The sequence below is a fragment of the Lysinibacillus sp. FSL R7-0073 genome, assembly GCF_038009065.1.
GTDB lineage: Bacteria > Bacillota > Bacilli > Bacillales_A > Planococcaceae > Lysinibacillus > Lysinibacillus fusiformis.
Window position 1 is genome coordinate 2,636,954 of sequence record NZ_JBBPAS010000001.1, and the last position, 26,264, is coordinate 2,663,217.

At 35.8% G+C, this 26,264-nt stretch carries 26 protein-coding genes and 1 pseudogene; 5 read left to right on the forward strand and 22 right to left on the reverse strand.

Going from position 1 to position 26,264, the window contains the following annotated elements:
* Positions 1 to 294: 294 nt before the first annotated feature.
* From MKY88_RS13050 to MKY88_RS13090, 9 genes are all read right to left on the reverse strand, one after another.
* Entirely contained in the window at positions 295 to 1,974 is a 1,680-nt protein-coding gene (locus MKY88_RS13050) for an SPRY domain-containing protein (RefSeq protein WP_340813867.1), read from the reverse strand.
* A gap of 486 nt (positions 1,975 to 2,460) precedes the next feature.
* On the reverse strand, positions 2,461 to 3,792 hold the full coding sequence (locus MKY88_RS13055) for a LamG-like jellyroll fold domain-containing protein (protein ID WP_328200646.1): 1,332 nt from the start codon (positions 3,790 to 3,792) through the stop codon (positions 2,461 to 2,463).
* An 8-nt stretch (positions 3,793 to 3,800) separates the two neighbouring features.
* Positions 3,801 to 5,006 (reverse strand): SPRY domain-containing protein, encoded by a 1,206-nt coding sequence (locus MKY88_RS13060; protein WP_340814831.1) that lies wholly within the window; start codon positions 5,004 to 5,006, stop codon positions 3,801 to 3,803.
* A gap of 7 nt (positions 5,007 to 5,013) precedes the next feature.
* On the reverse strand, positions 5,014 to 6,363 hold the full coding sequence (locus MKY88_RS13065) for a discoidin domain-containing protein (RefSeq protein ID WP_328200645.1): 1,350 nt from the start codon (positions 6,361 to 6,363) through the stop codon (positions 5,014 to 5,016).
* 520 nt (positions 6,364 to 6,883) lie between these two features.
* On the reverse strand, positions 6,884 to 7,138 hold the full coding sequence (locus MKY88_RS13070; protein ID WP_328200644.1) for a hypothetical protein: 255 nt from the start codon (positions 7,136 to 7,138) through the stop codon (positions 6,884 to 6,886).
* A 176-nt stretch (positions 7,139 to 7,314) separates the two neighbouring features.
* The gene (locus tag MKY88_RS13075; RefSeq protein WP_328200643.1) at positions 7,315 to 7,482 is read right to left on the reverse strand and encodes a hypothetical protein; all 168 of its coding nucleotides are present in this window, start codon (positions 7,480 to 7,482) and stop codon (positions 7,315 to 7,317) included.
* A gap of 15 nt (positions 7,483 to 7,497) precedes the next feature.
* Entirely contained in the window at positions 7,498 to 8,514 is a 1,017-nt protein-coding gene (locus tag MKY88_RS13080) for a DUF1565 domain-containing protein (RefSeq protein ID WP_328200642.1), read from the reverse strand.
* A 1,022-nt stretch (positions 8,515 to 9,536) separates the two neighbouring features.
* Positions 9,537 to 9,929: a VOC family protein gene (locus MKY88_RS13085; protein WP_419182563.1), complete on the reverse strand. Its 393-nt coding sequence runs from the start codon at positions 9,927 to 9,929 to the stop codon at positions 9,537 to 9,539.
* A 205-nt stretch (positions 9,930 to 10,134) separates the two neighbouring features.
* Complete coding sequence (locus MKY88_RS13090) at positions 10,135 to 10,896, reverse strand: glycosyltransferase (RefSeq protein WP_340813868.1); 762 nt, start codon at positions 10,894 to 10,896, stop codon at positions 10,135 to 10,137.
* 1,449 nt (positions 10,897 to 12,345) lie between these two features.
* Here MKY88_RS13090 and MKY88_RS13095 point away from each other — a divergent pair.
* Together MKY88_RS13095 and MKY88_RS13100 are read left to right on the forward strand one after the other, a co-directional pair.
* Positions 12,346 to 12,666 carry a DUF4183 domain-containing protein gene (locus MKY88_RS13095; protein WP_069481596.1) on the forward strand — a complete coding sequence of 107 codons (321 nt, stop codon included), beginning with the start codon at positions 12,346 to 12,348 and terminating at the stop codon, positions 12,664 to 12,666.
* 198 nt (positions 12,667 to 12,864) lie between these two features.
* The gene (locus MKY88_RS13100; RefSeq protein ID WP_328200639.1) at positions 12,865 to 13,257 is read left to right on the forward strand and encodes a hypothetical protein; all 393 of its coding nucleotides are present in this window, start codon (positions 12,865 to 12,867) and stop codon (positions 13,255 to 13,257) included.
* A 115-nt stretch (positions 13,258 to 13,372) separates the two neighbouring features.
* On the opposite strand, the gene MKY88_RS13105 is transcribed toward MKY88_RS13100, so the two are convergent.
* The 4 genes from MKY88_RS13105 to MKY88_RS13120 form a co-directional block, all read right to left on the reverse strand.
* Positions 13,373 to 13,726: a hypothetical protein gene (locus MKY88_RS13105; RefSeq protein ID WP_328200638.1), complete on the reverse strand. Its 354-nt coding sequence runs from the start codon at positions 13,724 to 13,726 to the stop codon at positions 13,373 to 13,375.
* A gap of 5 nt (positions 13,727 to 13,731) precedes the next feature.
* Positions 13,732 to 14,628: a DUF4179 domain-containing protein gene (locus MKY88_RS13110; RefSeq protein WP_340813869.1), complete on the reverse strand. Its 897-nt coding sequence runs from the start codon at positions 14,626 to 14,628 to the stop codon at positions 13,732 to 13,734.
* A complete protein-coding gene (locus tag MKY88_RS13115; RefSeq protein WP_328200636.1) occupies positions 14,625 to 15,107 on the reverse strand; it encodes a sigma-70 family RNA polymerase sigma factor in 483 nt (160 codons plus the stop codon). Before MKY88_RS13115 ends, MKY88_RS13110 begins: the two co-directional genes overlap by 4 nt.
* 363 nt (positions 15,108 to 15,470) lie before the next feature.
* Positions 15,471 to 15,941, reverse strand: coding sequence for a hypothetical protein (locus MKY88_RS13120; RefSeq protein ID WP_193832203.1), 471 nt, complete (start codon positions 15,939 to 15,941; stop codon positions 15,471 to 15,473).
* Positions 15,942 to 16,085: 144 nt separating this feature from the next.
* Here MKY88_RS13120 and MKY88_RS13125 point away from each other — a divergent pair, with 144 nt between their 5' ends.
* A complete protein-coding gene (locus MKY88_RS13125) occupies positions 16,086 to 16,718 on the forward strand; it encodes a hypothetical protein (RefSeq protein WP_069481600.1) in 633 nt (210 codons plus the stop codon).
* Between the two features lie 229 nt (positions 16,719 to 16,947).
* Here MKY88_RS13125 and MKY88_RS13130 read toward each other — a convergent pair whose 3' ends face one another.
* The 5 genes from MKY88_RS13130 to MKY88_RS13150 form a co-directional block, all read right to left on the reverse strand.
* On the reverse strand, positions 16,948 to 18,153 hold the full coding sequence (locus tag MKY88_RS13130) for an EAL domain-containing protein (RefSeq protein ID WP_291760115.1): 1,206 nt from the start codon (positions 18,151 to 18,153) through the stop codon (positions 16,948 to 16,950).
* Positions 18,154 to 18,609: 456 nt separating this feature from the next.
* Complete coding sequence (locus tag MKY88_RS13135) at positions 18,610 to 19,713, reverse strand: hypothetical protein (protein ID WP_340813871.1); 1,104 nt, start codon at positions 19,711 to 19,713, stop codon at positions 18,610 to 18,612.
* A gap of 14 nt (positions 19,714 to 19,727) precedes the next feature.
* A complete protein-coding gene (locus MKY88_RS13140; RefSeq protein WP_069481616.1) occupies positions 19,728 to 21,059 on the reverse strand; it encodes an SPFH domain-containing protein in 1,332 nt (443 codons plus the stop codon).
* 146 nt (positions 21,060 to 21,205) lie between these two features.
* Positions 21,206 to 21,580: a DUF423 domain-containing protein gene (locus tag MKY88_RS13145; RefSeq protein WP_069481617.1), complete on the reverse strand. Its 375-nt coding sequence runs from the start codon at positions 21,578 to 21,580 to the stop codon at positions 21,206 to 21,208.
* An 11-nt stretch (positions 21,581 to 21,591) separates the two neighbouring features.
* Complete coding sequence (locus MKY88_RS13150; RefSeq protein WP_328200634.1) at positions 21,592 to 22,017, reverse strand: acyl-CoA thioesterase; 426 nt, start codon at positions 22,015 to 22,017, stop codon at positions 21,592 to 21,594.
* A gap of 395 nt (positions 22,018 to 22,412) precedes the next feature.
* Here MKY88_RS13150 and MKY88_RS13155 point away from each other — a divergent pair, with 395 nt between their 5' ends.
* Complete coding sequence (locus MKY88_RS13155; protein ID WP_340813873.1) at positions 22,413 to 23,912, forward strand: SH3 domain-containing protein; 1,500 nt, start codon at positions 22,413 to 22,415, stop codon at positions 23,910 to 23,912.
* Between the two features lie 91 nt (positions 23,913 to 24,003).
* Here the strand turns inward: MKY88_RS13155 and MKY88_RS13160 are convergent.
* Both MKY88_RS13160 and MKY88_RS13165 read right to left on the reverse strand, forming a co-directional pair.
* Positions 24,004 to 24,298 (reverse strand): annotated as a pseudogene (locus MKY88_RS13160) (DNA polymerase thumb domain-containing protein); the annotation flags it as partial.
* Between the two features lie 286 nt (positions 24,299 to 24,584).
* The gene (locus tag MKY88_RS13165) at positions 24,585 to 24,818 is read right to left on the reverse strand and encodes a phage terminase small subunit-related protein (RefSeq protein ID WP_328200628.1); all 234 of its coding nucleotides are present in this window, start codon (positions 24,816 to 24,818) and stop codon (positions 24,585 to 24,587) included.
* 163 nt (positions 24,819 to 24,981) lie between these two features.
* Here MKY88_RS13165 and MKY88_RS13170 point away from each other — a divergent pair, with 163 nt between their 5' ends.
* A complete protein-coding gene (locus MKY88_RS13170; protein ID WP_255319037.1) occupies positions 24,982 to 25,110 on the forward strand; it encodes a hypothetical protein in 129 nt (42 codons plus the stop codon).
* Between the two features lie 267 nt (positions 25,111 to 25,377).
* Here MKY88_RS13170 and MKY88_RS13175 read toward each other — a convergent pair whose 3' ends face one another.
* Together MKY88_RS13175 and MKY88_RS13180 are read right to left on the reverse strand one after the other, a co-directional pair.
* Positions 25,378 to 25,560 (reverse strand): hypothetical protein, encoded by a 183-nt coding sequence (locus tag MKY88_RS13175; protein WP_328200627.1) that lies wholly within the window; start codon positions 25,558 to 25,560, stop codon positions 25,378 to 25,380.
* Positions 25,561 to 25,760: 200 nt separating this feature from the next.
* The gene (locus tag MKY88_RS13180) at positions 25,761 to 26,027 is read right to left on the reverse strand and encodes a hypothetical protein (protein ID WP_328200626.1); all 267 of its coding nucleotides are present in this window, start codon (positions 26,025 to 26,027) and stop codon (positions 25,761 to 25,763) included.
* Between the last annotated feature and the right edge of the window lie 237 nt (positions 26,028 to 26,264).

Below are 26,264 nucleotides of genomic sequence, written 5' to 3' on the forward strand. Positions count from 1 at the left end.
TTCACTTTTAACAAAATGTATATTGGGGCTTTTCTTCGATTTCTTAAAGTACAAAAAAACTAGAAATAGACCGGGCTAATTAACACTTGCTTTTTTTCCATACTACCATGTCTTGCTTTTACATATGTTCTTAAGAAAAACCTAAGGCAACCGGCTTTATTTTTCATTTGAAAGGGATTATTCTCAATTGTGAAGTCATCTTCTTCGGAATTATTGCTTGTGTAGTAATTGCCTTGCCTTTAACGAAACTAGATTAAAGCTAAAGCACCTTGATATTCGGCTATTTAGGCATTTCTATTTAAACGTTAGAGATAATGGCTTTCGTGTTAATTGTACCTTTAGTGAATTTTGTGGTGTTAGCACATATTCCTTATGGATCATGATGTTGTTCAATGCGTTCATCTCTTGATTACCGTAATTAATAAAATTATGCACAGTGGCTTCTTGTAGCTCCACAAGTTTGAGATGCTTGTAACCGAATATGATTTCACCTATACCGACATAATCAGCACCTCCATTATTCGCTAATACATTTAATCGATAATAGCGATAAGATCGATGATTATTGATTGTATATGTTCTGGATTCATTCATCTTCCATCCTGTCTGATTTCTGATTTCACCAATTTTGTCGAAGTTGGTACCATCAGTGGATGCTTGTACATCGATATCCTTTGGTGCATTCAGTTCCGAACCAGATGCATTTCTACAGAATAAAGTGATTACGTTTATTTTGCGAAGAATACCAAAATCTAACTGTATGTATCCAGTTGTCAATCTATTAGAAGTTGCCCAATAATCATAGACATCTAAATTAGTTCCATTAAATGCTTTCCAGGGTAAGTAGTCTGTACTCCAGTTGCTACTAGCACTTGCTACTAGAGGGGCTGGTGAATTATTCGATGTCATCTTTGTGCCATATGCACCATCTTCTCCTACAATGGCATATGCTTTATTATCAAAACCAAATAAGATCTTCTCTTGTTTTACAGTTTCAAAATATAGCTCGTTAAATTGCACATAGGAGGCTTCACATTGGAATCTATAGGTTCCTTTTGGTAAATGATCACAAAGAACATACCACTTTTCTGTTATTGTTGTTGGCACAGTTTTATACAATGAATAAGTTTGAGATGCTTCGTCTAATTTGTAGATAAGGAGATTCTTCCCGGATGGTCCACCTGAATCGCTATAGAGCCCACTAGATGCCCAAACTTTACAGTCATCTTCTACTGCAAATACAATCGTAGATGTGACTGGAACTCTAAATAACACAGCACCGTAATTCCCTTGTTTAGTAATTGTTCCATCATGTAATAGAGAAATCAACTGTTCAGGTGTTAATGAGACACCGTTTCCAAGTGGAGTTGCTAAATTACTAGACGACACATATCTAAATTTGACCGGGTCTTTTGTTGGAATGTTATCTGTTATTGAAAGAATTTTACTTTCATCATACGAAAGTGTGCCTTTCGGTAGATCTTTTGGCAAGAATCTAAAATCAGTTGCACCAAAGTTTGCAGTACACTGTACCCCTACAGCACTACCCCCAGAAGAAAATGCAGCAAATACTTCACCCATTGTTAAAATGTTTGTGAAAGCATACCCTTGTGACACTCCATTTTTATAATATTCAAGATGGCCATTATCTAAATCTAATAAAACCCCGATAACATCGTTGAACGTATAAATGTTACCATATGCCAATGCACCTGGATATTTCCCACCAGTGTAAGAATAATAATACCGTATATTATTTGATCCAAATTCTCCGGCAATTACTGAGGCCAACCCATTTATAATACCGACCATGGCATTTGTACTACCACCGCTTACATATGTTATTTCCCAAAAATACTTTCCTTTTGTTTTCCCAACGTTCGCTTTTGCAGCATAGCTTGAGTTTGCTACACTCGCTGTTAAATTATTATTGCTTAATGTAACGCCAGTTGAAGCATTCCAAAAAACATCCATGTTACTTCACCTCTATCTTAAGTGGTTTTTGGGTTAATTGTACTTTAGTTATTCCCTCTCTTTTGGTTGAAAGTGTAATATTAAGATTTTGTTCTGCCGCCATACCGTATTCAATAAATGGGATATCGGTGGTATTCGAGATTTCAATAAGCTCGTTTAATTTGATTGAATAAACTTTTCTGTCATACAAATCTCCATGCCTTGAGTCCACGGTCATATCTACAGACTACTCCATATCCTCCTACCTTTACTTTCCTCATGAAGTTATAACCCACTTTTCCATCCCTTTGTTTATATTCCATAGCGTAATCAATAGAATCACTTCTATCTGGGCTCTTGTTCGTAAAAGCTTCACCTTCTGGACATGTATTGGATTTCATAAGAGGAACCTTGCAACATAACCAGGTAGTGTAGCAGGTTTTTCTTCATTCCATTTCATTTATTACCATCATGGAGAATAAAAGTTATTTTCTGCCAAACTTAAACCTACTCCCTTTTCATCATTGTAATCCAATCCGTTTCTATAGCACTGCGATTAAGAAGTGTAGACAATGACTCCATACCTATTTCTAAAACTTCTTTGACAGTAGAAGGTATCGTTACTATTTCAGACCAATGAGCAGGTATTTTAGGCTTATATTCTTCTAGCAATAACTTAGGTGGGAAGAAGCGAAGCTCTGCAAAACCTGTAATTGTATCATTGGTAGCAACTGTATTTAATCTAAGTGCTTTGAATGTTGATGACTCACTTAGCTCAAAAGATTTCTTTTCGTATTGAGTAAAGAATATACCTGTTCTTGAATCGAGGGTTGTCCATGTTCCGTCAAGACCTGAAGTAGTGTCATTCGAACCTTCTATGGTGAAAATTCTAGGGGCATATTTTGCAATGTTATGTGCTTCTATTTCATACCTAGCTACTGTAACTTCTTTTGGGAATATGATGCCTACTATACCCGAACCGCTACGTCTGCTTATACCAGTGTTTTCACCGCCGGTGGCATAATCAAATGCGTTATATGCAATACCTGCTCCTGGTTTATCAGTGTTATACGTCCAAAATGCTAATTGACCGCCAGAGGAATTACTCGTCATTTTCGTTACTAAGTTAATTTTGTCATCAGACCAGACTTCGGGTTCTGCTGGGACTTCCTCATTCCATCTTTTGTACTTACCTTCATGGAGAATAAGAGATTTGTTTTTAATACCTTCAGACAAAATTCTAATTTCTTGATCAGACAATGTATCTTCATATACTTGTAATTCTACATAGGAACGATTTACTTTCGAATGTATTCCAGAACTATTGCAGTATTGACCTGTAAGAAATGGAGCTCCTGCATGTGTGGAATGTGCAGTAACGGTATGAATCAGTTGACCATCTAAAAATACATCGATCACATTTCCTGTCTTTCGATAAGCAATGATATACCATTTTCCTTTTTGAATGCTAACATTTGATGGCACTAATACGTGACCTGTTCCGTAATAGCCTACACCTATTTTATTTCCATTACTAACTGTAATGGCACTACCTAAATAAGTTCCATTTGTAATACCTAATACTTGGCATTCATAATGAACCGTATAAATAGAATCAGCATTTAATCGGAATGCACAGATAGCAGTTACGTTTGTATTATCTGTAAATCTCTGTGCGGATATAAACCCATTCTGAGAGCCAAATGTAGCTATTGTTTTTACTTGATCCTTTACTTTATCCATGGAGAATGTAGGATTCCTGTAAACATTTAATCTACATCCTTCCTCCCCTAAAAGGCTAGATCCTTCGAATGTCCATTTATCAAATAAGGTCGCCATATGTTCACCTACTCTCTTTTCATCATTACAATTGGCTTTAATTCTTTTGTGAATCGATCCAGTAATAGAAGTAACGAATCCATAGCCTTTTCTGCTAATTGCTGTTGAGGAACAGTTTCCCATCTTTCTTCTAAGGAAAATACATTCTCTTGTCCTATAAACTCTAATTCCCCAATGATAGAATTTCCATTGGCAGCCCCATTATTCTTTTCTACAAAGACTCTGAATGCTTTGAAATACGATAACGGAATAGGAAACTCTCTTCTTTCTCTTGGTGATTTCCAATCTGTTATATATTGAATATCTATTACAGTCCAGTTTACTAAATCATCGCTTCCTTCAAATTTAAAAATTTGAGGGGCATATGTCGGACTACTTATATTGCCAAGAGTAATAATATATTTACAAATAATAGCTTTATTCTTAAAATTAAATCCTACCCATCCTCCGCTAGTAGAGAAAAAAGCATCGCCCCCACTAGTATTTGCATTTACTTTATCAAACACTGAATAGTTGTATACCACAGAGCTATTAGAACTTGCGGAAAGACCTATTACTTCTCCTCCTGAATATGAAGTATTGCTTGTTAATGCAGGGATCATATTTTTAAAATCATTTGTGTTATATGATGGAACCCATTTTTTATATTTGCTATCATGAAATATAAGGGCTTTATTAACAACGTTGATCATTGAAAAGCCATCAAGAGACCAAACTCCCATGTCTTTGATTAAGCACTCCTGGTAAATGAATGGCGTCGCCCCGAAGTTCGCCGTGACAGTTGATGTTCTTCCTGTAGCTGCATTCGTAAAGTGAGCGTAGACGCCTCCTAAATTAAGAAGGTCTGTAAATGGTGTACCCATTAACTTATTGTTTTTAAAATACGTCAATGTGCCATTATCCATATCCAGGTAGACACCAATGACATCTTCTTTAGCATATAGTTCTCCAAAAGTTTTGTTGGTTGTTGTTCCACCTGTTCTGGTATATCCATCTGATGAATAGGATCGCTGATAGGGTGATACCTGAGTGTTCCCAGCTAAACTCGCCCCGATATCTTTTCCTAGTACACCAATGAATACTAAACCTGCTAAATCGACAGTGATCTCCCAATACCATTTGCCACTTGTGATTAATCCTTTATCAGCATAGTGAGTAGTTGCTAGATTCCTTGCTGTTGCCGTTAATTCTCCAGTATTCCATTTTACAGTTATTTATGAATCACCTGCTCTTTTTAATCATTGGAATGGGATCGAATTCTTTCGATATTTGATTTAGTAACGGCGTTAAGTTTTCCATCCCTTTTTCCACTAACTGATGTATATCAAAGACGGATTCCCAGAGACTGCATTTGCTAATTTCTTTAGTCTCAATTTTTATTTCTGCTATGGCAATGTTTGTATGCCCATTGTTGCTAATAATGAATAATCTATAAAAATTATGGAAATTATTTTTACAAACTGTAAATGTCTTGTAATTTCTTGCAGTCCAAGTAACCCCACTCTGACTATCAAGAACATCCCAATTACTACCATCATTGCTACCTTCAAAACGCCATGTGTTAGGCATTTGATTTAAGTTTAAAGAAGAATTACTAAATGGAAGAAGACTGTATGAAGAAACTACATTTCTTACAGGAAACTCATATTGTATCCACTGATATGCATTAGCCCCATATAAAGTAGCCCAACCATCTGACTCGTTTCTGTTAAATACTTTCCATCCGTCATAATTGGTATCATAGATTGAACTAGTAGTTACCTTGCCACTAGGGGCAGTATTGCTAGTCATAATAGGTACTGCATTTGCATAAGCAACTGATACTTCTCCAGGATTCCATTTCTTATATACACCATCATGAAAAATAAGAGCTTTATTTTCAGACCAAGCGTATTTTCCATTATATAGCCCAATATGCTCACCACTAATAACTTCAAAGTTATCGGAGAAACTTAATTCCTTGATAAGATTGCCTGATGCATTCCAATTGGCATCTACTGTTGCATATCCGCTTTTAAATGGTCCTGCCGAATCATACACCTTTATTGTTCCATTGGTTGTTCTTAGAAAGCCGATTGTCGATTTATGCTTAATACAATTATAGAATTCTAATTTGCAGCCATTAGGTATAAAGAATCCTAATTGCGGGAAGGTTCCATTACGATCATCAGGTATATTGACAAATGCAACGTTTCGCATAATCCAGTTCCATCTAAAGCAATTGCAGTTTACTGTTGGCCCTTCAATTGTCGTTTTATAAATCAATCTACAAAACTCAATGGTCGTTGTGTTGTAGCCAACACCACTGCCATTAGAATTGATACCAGTTGATTGAACAAGAGATGTCTTGACTCCTTGTCCTATAATTGTAATTTGCGAACTTTGGAAATATCGAAAGGTCGTTTCTGAAAATGCATACTCTCCTTTGCCTAATAAGATCTGATATGACGATCCACTTCTGGCTGCTATATTCACCATGAAATGATGCAAAGTCTTATAAGGATTCTGCGAGCTTCCTGTGCCACTTGTATCATTACCGTTTACTTCATCTATATATATTTGTTCGACCATAGACTTAGCTCCTTTATTTGACGTTAAGTCGATCGATTCGTCGCCATTTAGCTTCATCGATTTTAATAGATATTATTGTTCCGCCTTCAATTAAATCAGGGATAACTTGCATTAGTTCGGCTTGGCTTATTAGAAGTAAGTTATTCTAAATACACTGCGTTCATGGACTTCTGGGATCGTAGCAAAATGAACTTCAGTGAAGTAATCAAATAATATCGAGTAACTTTCATACATGTCACGTTGACATCCTCTAGCTTCATTTGTACTGCAAAACTTGCTTGAATTCTTGCTGAAATTTTTGGTATTGAATCGGATCGAATAAGTCTTAATTCCTCTACAGTAATTATAGATAAGTCAATATCAAACCATTGATTATTATATCGATAGTAGGTTTTATTTTCGTCTTTAATAAAATATTTATCGAGATTTAAAAAATCTATAGAGATTGAACCTTTCCCCCTGTAGAGTGATTCGATGACCCCCCCACCGATACCTCCGCCCGCGTTGACGCCTGAATAATCTAGATCAGATTCGGATCAGTGTAAAAAATGTTAATACTTCCTCCACCAGTACCTGATCCTGCTGCATCTAATGCACCGCCTCCATTGGAACCTTTGGATGAAATCCATCCCATTTTTCTGACTTCAGTTACAAAAAGAATGAGCAAACCCCCTGCTCCATTTTGACCTGGTTGTGGCGCTGTCGGCATTGTTCCTGAGCTTACTCCATAAGTGCCTGTTCCACCATTGATGCCTGCACCGCCACCTGCAGACAAGCGAGAGTTTGTTCCACTTACATTGGATTGGAGGGCATATGCTTTTCCTCCTACACCATCGTTTTCTTCTGGATTGTAAGGATGAGTGTATTTCCAGCTCCCACTAGTATGCTTAACAATACCTCCTGCACCTGTACCACCCGAATAAGATGTTCCGTTTCCGCCTTTTGCTCAAATTAATCTAGCATAGGAACTTGTCCATATATTTGTACAGGAAGATCCTCCGCCACCGGATTGCCGATTAATCCCATTCTTTCCGTTATTGCCGTATGTGACTTTACCACCATATCCAACAAAGGAAGAATCAATGGCTGCCCCACCCATAATCCTGTATAAGCCGCCATGCCTTCACATCCTTTCTAAACAGACGGTTGTCGGACAGGTGTCACGTTAATTTTAATAATGTCTTTATTTTTTTTGAGATTAATTTTTTGAGAAAATATAGCCATGACTTTCATCTCCTTATTATCTTTATTCATCCGTCCTATTTGTATTTCAGTCGGCCTTCTGTCTAAATCACTAGCTGCTATCATCGCCTGATTTTCGAAATCAATAGACTCAATATTATCATCGAGTGTAACCCATTTCTTGGTATCATCTATTTTCTTGTATACATTGTCATGCTTAATTAAGAAATGATTTTTCATGCCGTTCCACGGGTACAGGCCAGCGTACAAACCATAAACTTCATTTTTTGTAGGATCATTCAATACCAAAGTCACTGGATTGAAATTAGTTCCTATACTAATATTTGTGGCATCTTGTCTGCTTAAAATTGTTGTACTTCGTGCAGCACAGTATTGAAAAGTCCCACCAGTAGTAGAGGCTCCTGTCTGTATGCCTCCTAAATTTGGCGTGATCAAACAATTTTTAAATAGGAGTGGATCTAATGTTGAGCTACTATTATTCGCTGTATATACAACATTCGTAGTTGGTATTAATGGCCCACCTGTAAATGCACAGTTATGAAACTCCATCATAAATGTAGAACCGTTATACCAATACTCCCATACACGTGCGTCTCCAGCAGCCCCACGCCTAAATATAATACCTAAGTATCGATACTTAGCTTTCATCTTGTATGCTGTGTTATATGTGCCTAGTAAATTGATTGACGATTGCCGTTTTGCATCAAACAATGCATGACCTATAATATCTACGGAATAAGAGCTTCCTGAAATAGTAGCTAATGAAGCTACATCGTATGTCCCTTCTGCTAAGATAATCGCCGTGTTATTTGCCTTTACTTTTAATATGGCTGTAGGCAACGTTCTTAATGGTTTACTTTTACTGCCATCATTTGTGTCAGCACCTTTTACGGCATCCACATATATAATGTTGCTATATGAATTCAAATCTAAATTACTTCGTACCATCTTGTATTCCTTTCTTCAAAAAAGCTAAGGTCTGCCCTTCCCGCCTATACACTCCAATAGGATCACTGCCATTATTTTTCTCACTAATGAAGAACACTTTTTAATGAAATGAAGATTCATCGATTGTGAGTCCCCCCATTCTTTTGTTGCCACATTGCGGGGTAGTTTGAATTGACAGTCCGCAAAGCCAATTCAGCAAATGGTATTTCTTTTCCGTTACGCCCTAACGAAATATTAGTTCTATTCACATTCCCCTCAAGATCTGTCTTCACCTATTTTCTTTTCACCTTATGTTTTTACGGCTGCTTTCGCTTTGTATTGGAATACTTTTGAAAAGCCACATAACAATGACTATAGTTATGTCGAAAAACTTCGCTTGCAAAAGATGATAGTCATACCATAGGTGAAGCATCATATGATAATTTCATTTACGTAAAATGTATTTTAATAAAATATAACTCGTTCACCTATTTCATTACTGTTAGGATATGAGTTAATACACATAGTAAAATAAATCTTTACCTGGCTGGTAAATATTCCAGTTAGGTCATTAGGCTGGATCGCCTAAACCCGAATAAGCAATATCAATTATCCCTGAAAGCATCCTTCTTTCGACATTCCACAAGAATAAGGTGTGTAATCTCCGCCTATAAGTGTTATATCTTAATTTCAAGATATCTCTTTTTCCTATGAAATCAGAAAATTTAAATTTAGATTCTTTTCGTATATAGCTAATCATCTCTTCACGAGAAATACGTACCTTTAGTTTCAAAACTTTCCTTACTCTCTCCTGAAATAGACTGGCATTCTACAAGAAAAGAGACAAGTCCTTTTACCATCCCTATAACCAATCCAACACGAATACTATTACTGAAATAAACTTTTTTAATAAAAATGAAATTCGTAATTCAATCGTATGTATGTTCACATGTTCACTTCTTAAAAATAAAAAAAGATAGGATCTTTGTAGAATCCCATCTTGATTTATAGCATCTGTTAACCAAAGTGCAATGTTTTTAATCTTAAGTTACTGCTTTACAAATCATTAATAAATTTCCATCTAAATCTTTGAACACAAAATAAAAATCATCCTGTATTTCTGTAACAAGGTCAACATTATTGTCTTTCATAAATTGATAAGTAGCATGAATATCGTCTGTTAAAAATTGGATTGAAGGAACTTGATAAGTGGGAATATCACCATCTTCTTTTCTCCACTTTGGCATGGCATCTAAAATTAAACTAGCTGTTCCTTCCATGGGTGCCACGAATAAATGCCCAAAATGTTCTTCTCCTCCTTCCAAACCAAGTATTTTTCTGTACCATTCTATTGCTTTCTCTAAGTTACGAACTGGAATAAACACAGCACCGATTCTATTTTTAATGAAGGTACTATTGTTAGGTGTAGTCAACATACATTCTCCTTTCATAAAGCTTTACATCTACTTTTGAATTCTACATCACCTCATTTTTCACCTCTATTAGTTAAGTAATAATCTATTACAGCATCACTAGATCATTAAAAACGTCAAAAAAAAGCGTTAATCGAATGAGGATTAACGGCACAATGGTTTCTTTATTTTTTTCTCTCATCTTGAAATCTAACTTAAGAACAAGTCTTTATCTATCTTGATTTTCATAATAGGCCTCATCTGCATATTTCCGGTCAGTCCCTTTCAGATAGGCTAAGATAATTGATGGACGTTTAAGTAAAATCCAATCTCCGTTTTTATCAAATTTCCTACTTGAAGTGATCATTCCATTTTGAATTGTCCCATATTTCTTCCCACTTTTTTGGCCCCACACTTTTAATCGTTTAGCGAAATCTGCATCTTCTGCCATAAGCATTTCTTCATTAAATCCATTAATCGATTGAAAGTCCTTTTTGTAACACCAAAAGATTCCCACAGAAATAGCTCCGTATTTTAAGAATAATGGGCCAATTAATAACAATGCCGAAACAAAAATTCCTAAGGACATTCTTTCAAACTTTCCTGTTACACCGCCGCCAATGTACTTTCCAGAGCTTAAATGCTCCTCTGCCTTAGACAACACATGTGCATTCATCAGTGTATCTGCATCAATCGTAACGATGATTTCACCTCTCGCTATTTCAACAGCAGCGTTCCTAATTTTAGATAAGTTCTTGTCGTTATTCTTTAATACAATACAATTATACGATTTTGCAATTTCCTCCGTTTTGTCCGTACATCGATTTAATACAACAATGATTTCAACTTGATTTTCAAATGGTTTAGAAGCTTTTAAGATGGATTCTATGCATTTCCCAATGTACTTTTCTTCATTATGCGCGGGTATTACAATTGAAAATTTTATATGCTCCTTATTTTTTTCTTCTAAAGAGTTCTCCTTTTCGCTCATACAATATCTCCCCTTTGAAAGAATCATTTTTATTTCTGTAACAGTGACTTGACCCAAGAGTGAATGATATGGAAATGGAAGTGACACTATCTATTTACTTCCCGCTACCAAACATCACCCTTATAAGGAATATTATCTCATTAAATATTGACTTGAACTAATCAAAATTTGAAATTTTTTCTAATTATTATGTATTGCAGTTATAAGACACTTTGAAGTCTTATTCGCACCAATTAGGCAATAAATTATTTTATACATTTATAGAGCTCTTCATTAAAATCCATACAGACAAATGTAAAAAATAGCAACTAGTCTTTCCTCCTTTGGAGCCATATCATCTCATTTTAGCTCTTTAAAAATACCATGGTTATTGTAATTCACTTTCCGGTCTCACGATTAAGATTGTATTATATTCTTCATTTGGAAAAGGAAATACCCTTTTTTAACCAAAAATGGTACATTAAAAAGATATGAGTGTATGTTTCAAAGAATGAGCTCCACAATAAACTATTTCGAGAGTAACGTGCGATGATTCTGCGACTTTTCGTAAAAAGGACTGATAAGATGAAAAGATTTATGTGGAATATCAGCTACATACCAAGCTTGTAGGGAGTGCAGATACATCCCTTGACCTCTCTACAAGCTTGGGTTTCTCAAGGGAGCTGATATGGATGAAAAACCGATCAAAGGCCTATATTCGCCATCAAAGAGAGCGAACTATTCAAAAGAAATGGGCTATTTTACAGAATGTTATGTTACGGGAAAATGCATACATGTCTGTACGGGGTACATTGAGTAAAGGTAAAGTGCACTGCTCTTGTAGAATGTGCCGGTATGAGCATCACTCGATACCAAAAGCCAAACATAAAGCAAAGTTAAAAGCTATGGAACAGGAAATAGACGATTATGTCTATTTCCTTTTAATTTGCTATTCTTGCATTCCATAACGATGTTGTATGATATTTCCCCTCGCTTGGAAATAAAAAATAATTTCCCAGGTAAGCGCAAGAAATGACAAGTTTAGTCTTCCCTAGTAACACTAAGCGACTGATTTCATCATTATTCATGACTTGCTTAAGTAATTAAGCAAGCATTTTCCCTCGTAATAGTCCATTTCAATAATAGTAGATAATTAATTTCCTCATGTTGTATTTATTGCCGACCATGAATGTCTTGCCCTAAGCACGTTAATGTAGTGTTGGTTGGGCATCTGCCACTCACTTCCCTATATTTCTTAATCCTATATCAAATTTTCTTTAATAGACATATCGCCAAGCCATCCTCCATATTCAATTCATATAATAATAGTGGAAATATGATAAGTTGTTTTTTCTTGAAAACTTTCATTTTCTGGTGTGAAAATAATCTACTTTTGGACCTGTATAACAACTTCTTAAATCTGAACTATTTTTTTCACTAAAGATTATTTTTTTGAAAGGAGGTGAAAAAATGGCACTTTCAATTATAAATATCCATGTAAATGTTACAGGAACTTCCACTAAATTCTTTAATATTTTAGCAGCAAATTTAGCTGTCACAGATGGCACGACTATTGCTGCAACTGCATTTTTAAATGATAGTGGAAATGCCGCTACTGCTTTCCCAGTAGTAACTAATGGCTACTATAATTTCTATATTAATGGGGTATTACAAGAAGGTGGCTCCTATACAGTTTCTGCAACAGAGTTAACCTTTAATGACGTTACGGGTACACTCACTGCAGGTACGCCTTTAGTAATCGAAGCAGTAGAATTAGTTACACAAACGTAATAAGTTAGTAAATCCCATTATTATTTGTTCGAGGGTCACTACATCCCCAAGTGACCCTTAAATTGCTTAAAGGATTAATAACATTAATTTTTCTCATACTTTAATAAAGTAATAAACTAATAAAACGTTCATAAAATAGCATTGCATCATTCATTTGATTAGGATGGATACTAAAATATTTAACGAAGGAGAATAACTATGAGCATTGAAATAATTAAACTCGCACCAACATTATTACATGTATTTAAAGCTGGAGAGTCGAATCCCCAAAAAGAAAAGCGCATTATTTATGGACAAGCTACATCAGACGCAAATGGTATCGCTACATTTTATGTTACAGACAATGCATTAGCGAATGGCAATCCTTTGTTATCAACTATTGATTTCGCAGTATCAAGCGTATACTCTACAAATGCATCGATTAATTTAAGACCTAGAGTACAAATGAGAGAAAAGAATATTGCTGCAAAATATGTCTCTGCTAATGTGACAAATATTAGTGGTGTAACGGTATTAGGCATTAGTGTATTGGGGTCTGAAAATCCAGTAAGCGGCGTTGTTGTCGACTTTATGGTTCTAGGGAGCCTTTGATCAATAAAAGAGGGTATGGGTGTTTTTCATTGGAATTCATCTATTTCACACTGCTTAATTACCACAATTATAAAAAAGTTGCCCAAAAAAGAGAGCCTTTTTGAACATCGGAACTTTATTGCAAAGGAATATTCAGTTCAATATTTTTCCTAATAAGATTGGCGTAATAGTTCAAATATAGTTTAGCCCTTCCATTATATTCTTCAAATTGTGTTGTCTCCACTACGTATTGCTCATCTCGTGAAATCGAAATACCTTTGAACTCTAACATCGTACCATCTTCTTTTATTGCATCAGAAAACATTAAAAATTTACCTTGATTATCCTTATTCATCTTTACTGAAACACTTTGCGGCGCTGCGGAAATATCACCATTAAAATAGTTAGGCTTCATGAGTATTTCTTTTGTGCCAAAATCAACTTCGATAAAATCCTCGCCCTTTGGCACAGCATGAACCGCTCCAATCATAACCGTCAATGCCTCTGGATCATCGAAATATTACTTTGTAAATATAGCGTAAATTTTCCATCGCGTATATTTCCTCCTATTGAATTGCCATTTATCATACTATCTCTACGCTCACCGCTTTCTGTTATGATGGCAACATCATCCAGCGCTAATATTTGCATTGCATTATCTTTGGCTACCTCAATATCGAGTGCCACTTTTAATGGGGAACGGCGAATTTGTGTAATTGTAAATTTCTGACCATCGATATCTATCGTACGATTAGCAGTAAAAGTTTTTTCCTTTGCGATATCTTTTTTGAGTGAAAACGGTAAAGTAATATCAATATTACCTTTCTGTTCATCATTAAAGTGAAAAAATGCTTTAAAATCCTTTGACGTATAGACGATAGGCTCTAAAAAATTATATTCCACCGATGAAGAAATGTATGTTTGATTGCTTTCATTCTTAGTAAGCGTACAGCCACATTCAATTTCATCATCCCCTTGGAACAATTGAACTTTCTCTAAGGTTAATGCTGAAATATCAAATGAAGCATCGGCATCATAGAACAGTACAATTCCCGAATTATCAGCAATCGCCCCCTGCAAAGTAAGTGATAGGCCATTTTTGGATTGTGTCACATTGATTTCTTCATAATAATCATGATCGACAATATCTTTTATTCCTTTATCTATTGCTATCGCTGATACAATTGCTTGAAAGCCAGGTATTTTTGCAACTTGGCTAGCAATCGTTGGGGAAACGCGAATAGATAATATAAGACTTACGCAAAGTATGGCGATGAATGTAACCGAAACAATGCGCTTCTTTATCTTTTTTTCTCGCTGGACTTTCCGAAACATGTCCATTCGAACTTGTTGAAGTTCCTCCTTTGGAACGTCGATCAATGGTTTACTCATAGCCAGTCCTCCTTTTCTTTAGCAAAGCTTCTAAGTTTCTTTAATATGTAATGAAGCTTAGACTTTACAGTACCCTCAGCAATTTCTTTATTCTTTAGCTGCTGGAAATATTTCATATAGACGAGTTGCTGCTCCGACAAAGATAAATGTTCCAATAATCTCTCCATATCTGAATAAATGACCCATTCAGATAAGTGGTGTTCCTCAATCTGAACAGTAGGTGGACGTTTTCTTAAATGGTCTTTACAACAATTAATGAAGACGCGCACAAGCCATGTTCTGGCATATTCTTGTTGTTGAACGGTATGCATTTTTTTAAGTGCTTTGTAAACAAGATCCTGCATTACGTCCATAGCATCCTGCTTATTTTTCATATATGTAAAGGCCATGCGATACAAAATATCCTCATCCATTTCAATAAGGGAAAGTATCGCTTCATGATCCCCGCGTATAGCATGTTGCTCTAATTCAAATTTCATCCTTTTCGCCTCCTTCCTCCATTAGACGGAGCGATTCTTCATTTCGTTCAAAAATTGTAAAATTTTCTTTTAAATTGGAAGTGCTATGGTAGTATTTTTCACAAATTGAATAAAACCAGTAAAACACATCTACTGTGCCTTACTGGTTTTATAGAAGCCCACATTTTGTGAGATAGAGAATTCTAAGTTTGATGCTTCAGTGTTCCACTCATTGTCATTCTCGGCTACCAAAGCGCAAAATGATGCATATTCCTTTCTCTGGTAACCCCTCGGTCATCGGTTCTCCTACTACCGTTTGTAGAATCATCGACCGTTTACCACCCCTGTGATTTAACCCCACCATAAAACGTTTATAAATATTGTTTACTGTGTATACACTCCTATGAAACCATCATCATTCCCATTATTAAGGAGTTTGATTTCCTCATAAGGATTCTTCTTGTTACTCTCTAAAAGAAATAGCTTTTTTTTATTTGCACTACTCCCTTCTGTAGTTGTATACGTAAGTGTTAAAATTTTCTTTTCCTTATTAAATTTAAATGAGTAATCAGAGTAATTCCTAGTAGTTGAATTTATCAAAATATATGTTTTATGTTCATTTTCATCATAAGCATAAATTCCATCCTTTAACTCATCTCCAAATATGTTAAGAACCTTTTTACTTTCTTCATGATTAGCATCCAGTTCTAGTACTCTTAAATTTTCTAATTTTGTATTTTCAGAAAGAACAATTTCGGGGTTGTTCTCTTCATAGTTAACATCCACACTATAGCTACAAGCCGTTTGCATTAACAATAATCCAAGTAAAGCACAAAATGTTAATCTCTTTTTCACGACTCTTTTTCCACCTTCTTTTAAAATTTAATAACCTTGGTTAATACTTACATATTATACAATAAGCAAACCTAGTATATACAAATATTGCCACTTAGTATATAATGGAAATTGAATTACAAATACAGGGGAGGTTGTTAAAAGATGACAGCAATAACTGGAAATAAGTTACTTAGTTCGTTGTTCTTTAGCTTTGTGTTATTTTTAGTTTTTAGTTGCAGTAGCCTTTTAGTCCATGCAGCCGAGAGTGATTCAGAATTACTACCCTTTGAAGAATTAGAATTTGTGCCAGATGATAGGTATAGCGTACCAACAGAAGATGGCGGCATGATTCTGTTTGAATCAGAAGAAGATTACCAATCTTATGTGAATAACAGCATACAACCTTTATGTGCTACATGTAATCAGACAACACAGACAACACTTGAAAAATACACTGTTTCACGTGCATTTATTGGTTATCATCCTGCTACACCAGGTTGGGATAAAGTGAAAAGTGTATCCATCGCTGGTGGAATTACTTGGAGTATAAACGGCTCCTTTGCACAAGGTTCATCGACGTTCGGTATTTCATTTTCACATAGTTTCACGTCTACAAGGACTTATGAATCGCAGTACCCTAATAAATATATCCGAGTGGGCGTTAGAAAAGACGTTATTTACCACAAAGTAAAAAATGTAGTAAGAAATCCTATGGGTACAATTATCAACACGTATATAACTGAAACCGCAACTCCATATGGTGATACGTATACTGAGTTAATGTATAGAAATTAAGAGAAATTAAGTAGCTATTAAATTGTAGTACAAGTCATAAATATCCTGTTACGAAAACCCAACTACAAACTTTTTTGTAGTTGGGTTTTTAATTTAAGGAATGTATGGAAAGCAACTCAAACACACTCTTTATTAATTAAAATAGACTAAATCCATGCGTCAATTGAGCGGTACAATCATTAGTCATACCCCATACCCCATCCCCCTTAATAGTTAACCATTTCTAGGCTTACCTAAAAATATTGTGTTCGTAAAGATAGTCATAGGAAAGGTCAACAAACAAGTATTCATGTTCGTTGATAGCGATTGAAAAGGTTCTTGTAATTTCGCCTGTTTCAATATCACGATAAAGTTCAGAGATTTCTCCACTTTGATCGTTTCGCATTTTAATAATCGTTTGTAAGAAGTATGGGCGCCAGCTCCAATTTTTATTGATGGCACGTGGCTGCAACTCCCAATTTCCCTCTATTCTCATGACGTTCGGCGTTAATTGGAAACCATCCTCATTACAAATGTATAGTCTAAAAGAATAGTTATCCAGTAATTCAGCTAAATGCTCTAATTGTGAGGTATTATCACTCGTTGGTTTTACACGGTGAACAATAGCCTCCAATTCTTCTCTTAATTTCTTTAGCTGCAAAAATTGTGCCTCTAGCATTTTCTTTTCAGACGTAATAAATTGCTGGCATTCTTTTTTAAAGCGTTCCTTTAATACCTCTTTATCAACAAGGTTCATATCAGGATTGGCTAAATAAGGACCTTGATAATAGCGTCCTCCGTTTTTCCATGCAAATTGTAGCTGATAAACCGTTTCAATTTCTTCGAATAATAGATTCGCACCTATTTTATAGGCAAGACTGCCAATAGCAGAAATCATATCGGATTGAGCAGACCAAGAATCATAATTTAAATCACGTGTATTCACTTTTAAAATATGGGGCGCCAATAATGCAATATGTTCTAAATGACTTTCAGCTCCTACTTCCTGAACAGCAATTTTTACCCCAAACGTCGTAAAATACCTCAGTGCATGGTGCAGTTTATTAATATCTCCTAAAAATCGATGCTCAGATACGACAAATACGATACGGTGTAAATCTTCTTCCCCAATATATTGTTGGATAATATTAAAATGGCTTTCACCAAAATCTTGCATCAATAAATTGGGGTTACTAGGAATGTATATATCAATATCTGATGCAATTTCCCCAATTTGGGCTAGTGCTGCATGCAAAATTTTATGTTCCATATCTATTCGATATTCTTCTGGAATATCTTCATTATTGACGAAATCCTTTAAATTAATTTGCTGACCTTCAATTTGTAGATGTCCGGAAATTTCGTAGGCTATCACCGTATGCGCGTCTGCGCTAAATATCGGCTGATAATACCCATGTATTTGATCTAAATTCGTTAACACTTCAATTGCGTCCATCTTCGAAACCTCCATTATGAATAACCTTTTATTTGTTATTCAAAAATAACATTAAATAGTCTTTTAACAGCTAAAAAAATGCTCTCTGACTGTATAATAAGTTGTTTATTGTAAAATCGCAACTTCACTTATTAACATTAATGGCGTATCTGTCTGAAATTTTTACACCGTCTTCGTTGTCATACTTATAAATTTCCCATCATTTCTAACGGAATAGGTTACTTTTTACGCCATCTTGTCATTTTATGCTTTCATTCTAACTAACATGTTATTTATTCTAGGCTGTTCGCTCATTTTGCTATTCATTATAATTTATGCTACAAGCTTCCCTATCGGCTGGGAAAATGGATGATAATGATTTATAAATTAGTCATTTCCCTAGCATCAAAAGACAATTTTATGAAAAAAGCAGTATTCCAAATGGTCAACTAAGCCCTGATGGAATACTGCTCGTCATTATTCAGACATGAAGAAATACCAAATGATGGCTATCACCATTAATGATAAGATAACAGCTATCGTTACACGCAGTGGTGATATAGGAGCATCCCCACCTACTCGACCCGTTTGCCCGTTGACCATAAAGCGATAAATTTTCTCTTTATAACGGAAGGAAGACAACCAAATCGGTAACATTAAATATTTGTATGTAATATCATCATGATTGGTCGAAAAGCGTAAATTCGATACTACATCCGCGCTATTTTCCCAACGAATTTTTGAAGTGATCTGCGCATGAAGATGATCATGGATATCCCTCTTGGCATGAAGCCAGCCATCCTGTAAGCCAATGCTATATCGTTCTGACAAAAAGCCGGATACATACTCTGGTTTATAAGCCTTATTGTTTAAAAGATTAAAAGGCTCAATTTTTCGCATCATATTCTGATCATAGCGAGTAGTTGCACTTATTAAGTGATCGTCAATAAATTCCTGATAAAAGCCACTTGTTGAATACCAATCTGTTTCTGTATGTGTTTTACCATCTTTATCTGTAACGGTGCGATGTCGTCCATATCGAGCAGAATATCTGGAGCTTGTTTTCGTATCAAACGTCCAGTATGGAAGATAGACCCCTTTAAAGGCATCTGGCCTAGCACTAATTTTGGCAGCTTTCGGTGTAAACAATCTACCTTTTATCCACTTTTGAAAATGTTCCCCAGCTTGCTTATCTGTTACTTCAAAAGCACATACACCATTTGGCGCTAATGTATTTTCAGCACTTGCTTCCATGACTTGATGGGAACCACAGTAAGGACAACTGTCAGCCACCTGTAGTGCATCGTATATCGTTTCCGCCGCACATGCTTCACAGATCACTGTTTTTTTCTCCACGCCCCAATTGAAATTGCCTCGTTCCTCCGCTGTTAAAAAATCCATTTCTTGAGCAGCTTTTTCTTCTTCTTGCTCTGGAGTAGCAATTTCTGTCTCAAAGCCACAATAGGGGCAAGTAAGCTTACCTGTCGCAGGATTAAATTCAATTGATGCACTACATGAAGGACATTCCGCATTAAAATCAAGCTTTACTTGTTTGACATTCTCAACTTCTTGCGTTGACATGAATCATCCTCTCCTTACTTCACGTCGTTTTCATCAAACACATCGCCACATTCAGGGCAGAATTTTGGCGGATTAGTAGGATCTTCTGGCGTCCATCCGCATTTATCACATGCATATAATAACGCTCCTGTAGGTTTTTTTGTCCCACATTCACTACAGAACTTTCCTTTATTTACCGCTCCACATGCGCATGACCACCCTTCTTCAACCGGTTTTTCTGTCCCACAATTCGAACAGAACTTCCCAGTATTTTCATGACCACATGTACATGTCCACGCATTAGCTTCTTTTGTTGTTTGATTTTGCATAGCTGCTTGAGCCATTTGAGCTTGCTTATTTTGTTCATTCAATTGATAAAGTTGACTTGCATTAACGCCACCAGCTTGTGCTGCCATGTTCATGCCCATAAATCCTGACATTGCACCCGCATCATTGTTGGCAGCCGCAATCATCGCATCTGCCTGTGCCCCTGTTAAATGAGCCGCAGCCATCCCAGGATCACGCATTACAGCATTGCGTTGTAATTGTTTAATCATTGCCTCATCTTCTTCAGACGCTTTTAGTGTACTAATGCCAAATGACACAACCGCTAATCCTCGTGTCGCAAGCCATTTCTCTGATAATACTTTGTTAAGAGCATCTGCTAATGCAACTGTATGGGCAGGTATTTCACTATACCGAACGCCACTTGCTGAAATTTGTGCGAACGCCGGTTGTAGCGCTGTCATTAATTCTGATTTTAACTGGCTATCAATAGAGTCCCGAGTATATTCACGCTCTACATTGCCACAAACATTTGTATAGAATAATAGTGGGTCTATAATTTTATAAGAATATTCCCCGTGACAGCGAATGGCAATATCAATATCTAAGCCAATATTGCGGTCAATTACACGGAAAGGAACAGGTGCAGGTGTTCCGTATTTATTACCTACAATTTCTTTTTTATTAAAATAATAAACTCGCTGATCTTTTGCAGGCTCTCCCCCAAATGTAAAACGTTTGCCAATTTGCTTGAAAGTCTCCATAATTCCCTGAGACAGGTCTGAACCATACATAATGGAAGGTTCAGTTGACGTATCATAAACATACTCGCCTGATTCTGAAGAAAACTCCACGACCTTCCCCTGCTCAACGATCATCATGCATTGCCCTTCATTTATCGCAATAATTGAACCATTACTAATAATATTGTCATTGCCTTTATTCGACCCACGTTTGGACGTGCGCTTCACTCCTTTAGTCACAAGCACATCTGCCGATAATGACTCACAATAGAAATATTCACGCCATTGATCCTCTAAAACGCCAGATAATGCGCCAACTCCCGCTTTTAATAAACCCATTTGATTTCCCACCTTCACATTGATGTTTAGCTTATTTTATCATCTATAAACAATATGTAATACGCATAATCAGACAAATTGTTTCACTTTTCTTTATTCTCGCATAAAAAAACGAGCAGCTCTTGTGAGAACTGTCTCGTTTTCTTTTATGAGAATGCGGCAATCGCTACAAGTACCCAAGCGACAATAAATAGCATTCCGCCTATGGGTGTAATCGCCCCAAGTTTTTTCACACCTGTCACTGCGAGGACATACAAGCTACCAGAGAAGAAAACAATCCCTGTAAACATTAAATATCCTGCCCATGAAAGCAGGCTAGAACTTCCTAAAAGCGCCTCATTCGAAAGAATACCTAACCCGATAATCGCTAATGCATGATACATTTGATATTGCACAGCTGTTTCCCAAATAGCTGCATAATGAGGCGATGCAAATTTATCCTTTAGTGCATGTGCCCCAAAAGCACCTAAAATTACACCAAGACAGGCCAAAACCGCGCCTAATGCTAAAAACATTTCCATTTATGGCTCTCCTATTTTGCCACAACGGCAATTTCTTTATATTTTGCATCCCAAGCAGGATCCACTTTACTTAAAGATATCGGACGCAATGTATCCTTATGAGCTAAAATATGTACAGACTGTGCAGTGGCCGCCACCGTACCATCCTCATGTAAAATTTCATAGCCATAAGTTGTTCGTAAACGGTCATGCTTTTCTATCCAAGTACGAACCGTTGCCACCTGCCCGTAATGCATCGCAGCCTTATAGGAAATCGATAAATCCATAACCGGTGACACATAACCATCTTCTTCTAACGCCGCATACTTAAAGCCCGCATCACTCACAAGCTGCGTACGCCCAATTTCCATCCAAATGATATAGTTTGCATGGTAGACAACGCCCATTTGGTCAGTCTCTGCATATCGAATCTCAATCTTTTTTTCACTCACAAACATTTTCTTCACCTCGTCCTACATTATAGCGTAAAAATATTGATTTGGCGGGGTTTTTGCTCTAAGGAAATTGGAACGGTGAAAAATAGAACGTTGCTTTTCTTGGTATTTAAAATAAATATCGATTTTTCTAATATAAATTTTTATCCCATATAAACTCATATAAACACTTTTAAGTCGGGTACTATCTGGGGTACCATGGGGTACCTCTTTATGATTAATAAATAAACATTCACGAGCAGTTACAAAACAACCTACAAAAACACCAGGTACTCATTTGAGCACCTGGTTATTTGTTTATTGCTTATATTACCCCTATCCCAAATATTGGGTTTGTGATAATATATATCTGAATCTTTTAACTTTGGAAAATATGAAAGGAAGTGTAATAACCAGATATGAAAAAGATATTGAAACCATTGATTAGTGTTATTGTCATTGGTGCCCTCTCTCTAACTATAAATATAGATAAAAATGTATTAGCTAATGATATTGCAAATACATGTAAGTATGATTCGGCATCGAAGGTCAACCCTGATTATTCCACAATGAACTGTTTGTTAACCGAAACAGCACTGAGTTATAATGTTCCTCCTGAAATTGTGAAGGCAATAGCGGAAGGTGAAAGTGGAAATTGGCGTCATTTCGATATTAATGGTGAAGCGATTGTGACAGATGATAATGGAATTGGCATTATGCAAATCACAAATCAAGCTGGCTACAATCAAGATAGACTAAAAAGCGATATTGTCTATAATATTCATGCTGGTGTAGAGACTCTAGATGATATGTTTAAGCGGAAGGATTTGCCTAGCATCAATGGTAGCGAAAGAGATGTATTGGAACATTGGTACTTCGCTATTATGGCTTATAACGGTACTAAGCCAGTAAATAGTCCATTTGTCCAAGCAACTGGTGAAATAAATGCAAATGCCTATCAAGAAAGAATTCTCCGTATTATTGAGAAATTGGAATTAATAGACTTAACAGAGATGCCTTTTACACGCGAACATTTTCAATATGACTCTAACAGCAGGGAAAATATTAAATTTTCAGCCATGAACTATGATTTTGATTTACCATTAACAAAATCAAAGTACTTTTTTAAAACAAATCAAAAAGTTAGTGCAACAACTAATGTAACAGTTAGGACAAGACCTACTACGGATAGTCCTTCTAAGGGTACTTTACGTAAAGGCGAAATTGTTACCATTACGGGCCCTTTTGAATATGAAGCAGTATCAACGAAGAAAAACCATTTTGTTTGGTATCCTGTGAAAAGAAATGACGGGACAGAGGGGTATGTAGCATCAAGTTATTTAAACTACTCAGCTTCAACGCCAACACCTACAACTCCAGTAGGTAGTATAGAAGTATCAAAGTTCGCTGATTACAAGGCAGACCAGTACTGGGCAGAGGATTTTCAATGGGCAGTAAACAAAGGTCTTATCAGCGGTTATCAAAACGTATACAACTCTGCAACAAAGAAATACGAAAACTTACTGAAACCAAATACAAATTTAACAGAAAATCAGATGTTATCTGTACTTTTCCGTTACTTTAAGTCTGATGAATTAGCTTCAACAAAACCTAGTTCTTCATGGAGTGCAGATGTAAACTATCAACTAGCAAGTAAGTACGCTCTACCAACGCTTGGTGGTAAATCAGCGTCTAAACAGGTATATGCAGTCAAAGACATCACACGTGGTAATTTTGCTCGTATCCTAGCATCTATGCATTATGGAAAAACAGTATCTCAGCCAGAAGCCATCCAGTTTCTACGTGACTTCGACTTAACAACTACTAAAACGGATGCAGAGTTTAAACCAAATGATTCTCTAACAGGAGCGCACGCAGTGGCATTCTTCCACCGTTATGAGCAAATATTCAATAAATAAATTGCTACATACAAGTGAAAAGGTGACTATAAAAGTCACCTTTCTTTTTTATGGTTGTCTAAATGGTGCTATAAAGCCATATGTGGAGTTACAATTTTGATAAGTAAATACCCCATGCATGGTGATACAATTGATTGCCCATAACACCAAACTGCTTTTCTAAGTCATCTAAATCAGCATTTGCTAATCCACCGACCGTTTGTATGCCCAGTTTATTAAGGTTAGCCTCCATCTGTTTGCCGATTCCCCACATTTCTGACAAAGGTTTCACAGGCCATAATTTTGTTGGCACGTCCTCATAAGTCCTTTGCGAAGCCTGTTTTCTTAGCATCAATGTCTAGCGCTAATTTAGCCATTAGCATATTTGGTCCCATGCCTACTGCACCATAATCTTTCATTTCATTAAGAGTAAAAGTCTTAGAAAAATCCTTTGTTTTTGTACTATCTATTGAACCATCATTAACAACACCAAATCCATGTCGTCCAACAACTCCATAAGCAGAATTAGTTACAGAAAGTTCAGCTTTAGAAGTATCATGACCGGAATTGAAATTAACAGTCAATCTTCCACCATAGCTATGATGTAAAAGGTTGATATTAAAAGTAACACTTCCCGAAAATTTAATTTTACCAATTCTTCCAGTTTTATCTAAATTCTCTGTATATGAGCTTTCAAACATACCCATCCCATAAGGTGCGCCTCTCTCTCTTAACGTTTTTTATAGAAGTTTGGAGTGCTCCATTTAATTTTTCGTTCCGATTGTCCTTAGAATTTTGATTACCATGAGTCAATTGTTTTTTCTGGAACATCAATATTTCAGCTATTGCTCGATTTGTAATATCACCGTTATGTTCCTTGAAAATTTTAAATGCCTTATCTCGATTTGGATCTCTTGCTCTAGCCATTTCTCATACACCTCACCTCCATCATTTGTTTTTAAACTACCTCAAGCTAGCTCCATACTTTTCCTGAATCTATTTAATATAAGAAAATATTAGATTTTAATATATTACTAGGTAATATTTTTCCAATTCATAGAATATAATTAAATAAGGAGGTGTTAGTAAAATGAAAAAGAAACTAGGTATGATTTTATTAGTTGCTGCCCTTTTCGGAGCTGCTGCTGCTTCTACAGCCCCTACTGCATCTGCTGCTCAGTGTTACTGGGTAGGGAAAGCTTGGATATGTGATTACTAAAAGATAAAGATAAAGATAACAAATAAATATATTTTTATATGTAGCCACATTACTAGTGGCTTTTTTTATTAGAGTTGAACTTCTTACTATAGCCATATCTCATAAACACTCCCTCCTGAAACATGTCTGGTGCACGATGAACCAGACCTATTATGTATTTCACTCTCAAAAGTAAGTACCGTTGCCCTAGCAGTCAAAGGGGAGGAAACTACTCACTTTACAGGGCAAAAGAAAAAGCCATATCCTTTGATATGACTTCCTAAAAACTTATTCACCTAATTCTTTATAAACACACTCGACAAATTCTTCATACTCTATTAGACCTTTGTCATGTAACAATTCAGCTAATGCTGCTACTGTATCAAAAGCTACATTTGCAAAGCTTATTTCTTCAGTCCTTTTTAACATACTTTCTTTGAGTTCAGGGTATTTTTCTAAAATGTTATCCATAATATCACCTTCCATGCAATAATAATCCAGGAGATGAAATAACTTTTTACTCTCAAAACCCCCAAACTCTGCACTCTCAACTCGTAATGTTTTGGTTGTTTGATGCAGTTTTCAAAGCAAAATAAAAAGCCACGCTCGAAAAAACGTGACCTGAAAGCTATATTTTATTTAGAAAACTAAAAAAACACTAATTCTGTATTTTATTCATACGGTAATGTCTCTATGGAATCACTTTTATTAGAAGTAATAAGCTTAGCTTTAAATTCTATACTTGTTGAAAGTTTCTGTAACATACTTAACTCATTAGAAAACTTTTCTATCTCAATCAATCCTTCACTTTGCAATCCAGAAATGACTAGCTCAAATTGTTTTAATAACTGTTGAATTAATTCTATATTCTCCATATATTTCCCTATAATAATTTCAGTGTCCACTATTTCTTCCTGATTGTTTGTGTCTTTAATCATTGATCGACTCTTCCTTTCTCTCTATTAAGTCATCTCTTCAGTCAGTGTGTACCTTCAATACACTAGATATTAATAAACATCTTAGGAAATGGAATAAAAACACCTCTTAAATCCTATTTAATTAGCACTATTATAAAGTGATTTAACTTTATTAACAATCTAATTTAATTTCATAGTTAATTTCATAATAAAAAGCCTCCATCCGAAGATGAAAGCTTAAATATTGTGGTAATCCTA

Bases quoted from the DNA above. Each gene is read 5' to 3' on its own strand.
- MKY88_RS13050 (WP_340813867.1), bottom strand. From the start codon at position 1,974: ATGGATGTTTTTTGGAATGCTTCAACTGGCGTTACATTAAGCAATAAT.
- MKY88_RS13055 (WP_328200646.1), bottom strand. From the start codon at position 3,792: ATGGCGACCTTATTTGATAAATGGACATTCGAAGGATCTAGCCTTTTA.
- MKY88_RS13065 (WP_328200645.1), bottom strand. From the start codon at position 6,363: ATGGTCGAACAAATATATATAGATGAAGTAAACGGTAATGATACAAGT.
- MKY88_RS13075 (WP_328200643.1), bottom strand. From the start codon at position 7,482: ATGGCGGCTTATACAGGATTATGGGTGGGGCAGCCATTGATTCTTCCT.
- MKY88_RS13080 (WP_328200642.1), bottom strand. From the start codon at position 8,514: ATGGTACGAAGTAATTTAGATTTGAATTCATATAGCAACATTATATAT.
- MKY88_RS13085 (WP_419182563.1), bottom strand. From the start codon at position 9,929: ATGTTGACTACACCTAACAATAGTACCTTCATTAAAAATAGAATCGGT.
- MKY88_RS13090 (WP_340813868.1), bottom strand. From the start codon at position 10,896: ATGAGCGAAAAGGAGAACTCTTTAGAAGAAAAAAATAAGGAGCATATA.
- MKY88_RS13095 (WP_069481596.1), top strand. From the start codon at position 12,346: ATGGCACTTTCAATTATAAATATCCATGTAAATGTTACAGGAACTTCC.
- MKY88_RS13100 (WP_328200639.1), top strand. From the start codon at position 12,865: ATGAGCATTGAAATAATTAAACTCGCACCAACATTATTACATGTATTT.
- MKY88_RS13105 (WP_328200638.1), bottom strand. From the start codon at position 13,726: ATGATTGGAGCGGTTCATGCTGTGCCAAAGGGCGAGGATTTTATCGAA.
- MKY88_RS13110 (WP_340813869.1), bottom strand. From the start codon at position 14,628: ATGAGTAAACCATTGATCGACGTTCCAAAGGAGGAACTTCAACAAGTT.
- MKY88_RS13115 (WP_328200636.1), bottom strand. From the start codon at position 15,107: ATGAAATTTGAATTAGAGCAACATGCTATACGCGGGGATCATGAAGCG.
- MKY88_RS13125 (WP_069481600.1), top strand. From the start codon at position 16,086: ATGACAGCAATAACTGGAAATAAGTTACTTAGTTCGTTGTTCTTTAGC.
- MKY88_RS13130 (WP_291760115.1), bottom strand. From the start codon at position 18,153: ATGGACGCAATTGAAGTGTTAACGAATTTAGATCAAATACATGGGTAT.
- MKY88_RS13135 (WP_340813871.1), bottom strand. From the start codon at position 19,713: ATGTCAACGCAAGAAGTTGAGAATGTCAAACAAGTAAAGCTTGATTTT.
- MKY88_RS13140 (WP_069481616.1), bottom strand. From the start codon at position 21,059: ATGGGTTTATTAAAAGCGGGAGTTGGCGCATTATCTGGCGTTTTAGAG.
- MKY88_RS13145 (WP_069481617.1), bottom strand. From the start codon at position 21,580: ATGGAAATGTTTTTAGCATTAGGCGCGGTTTTGGCCTGTCTTGGTGTA.
- MKY88_RS13150 (WP_328200634.1), bottom strand. From the start codon at position 22,017: ATGTTTGTGAGTGAAAAAAAGATTGAGATTCGATATGCAGAGACTGAC.
- MKY88_RS13155 (WP_340813873.1), top strand. From the start codon at position 22,413: ATGAAAAAGATATTGAAACCATTGATTAGTGTTATTGTCATTGGTGCC.
- MKY88_RS13165 (WP_328200628.1), bottom strand. From the start codon at position 24,818: ATGGCTAGAGCAAGAGATCCAAATCGAGATAAGGCATTTAAAATTTTC.
- MKY88_RS13170 (WP_255319037.1), top strand. From the start codon at position 24,982: ATGAAAAAGAAACTAGGTATGATTTTATTAGTTGCTGCCCTTTTCGGA.
- MKY88_RS13175 (WP_328200627.1), bottom strand. From the start codon at position 25,560: ATGGATAACATTTTAGAAAAATACCCTGAACTCAAAGAAAGTATGTTA.
- MKY88_RS13180 (WP_328200626.1), bottom strand. From the start codon at position 26,027: ATGATTAAAGACACAAACAATCAGGAAGAAATAGTGGACACTGAAATT.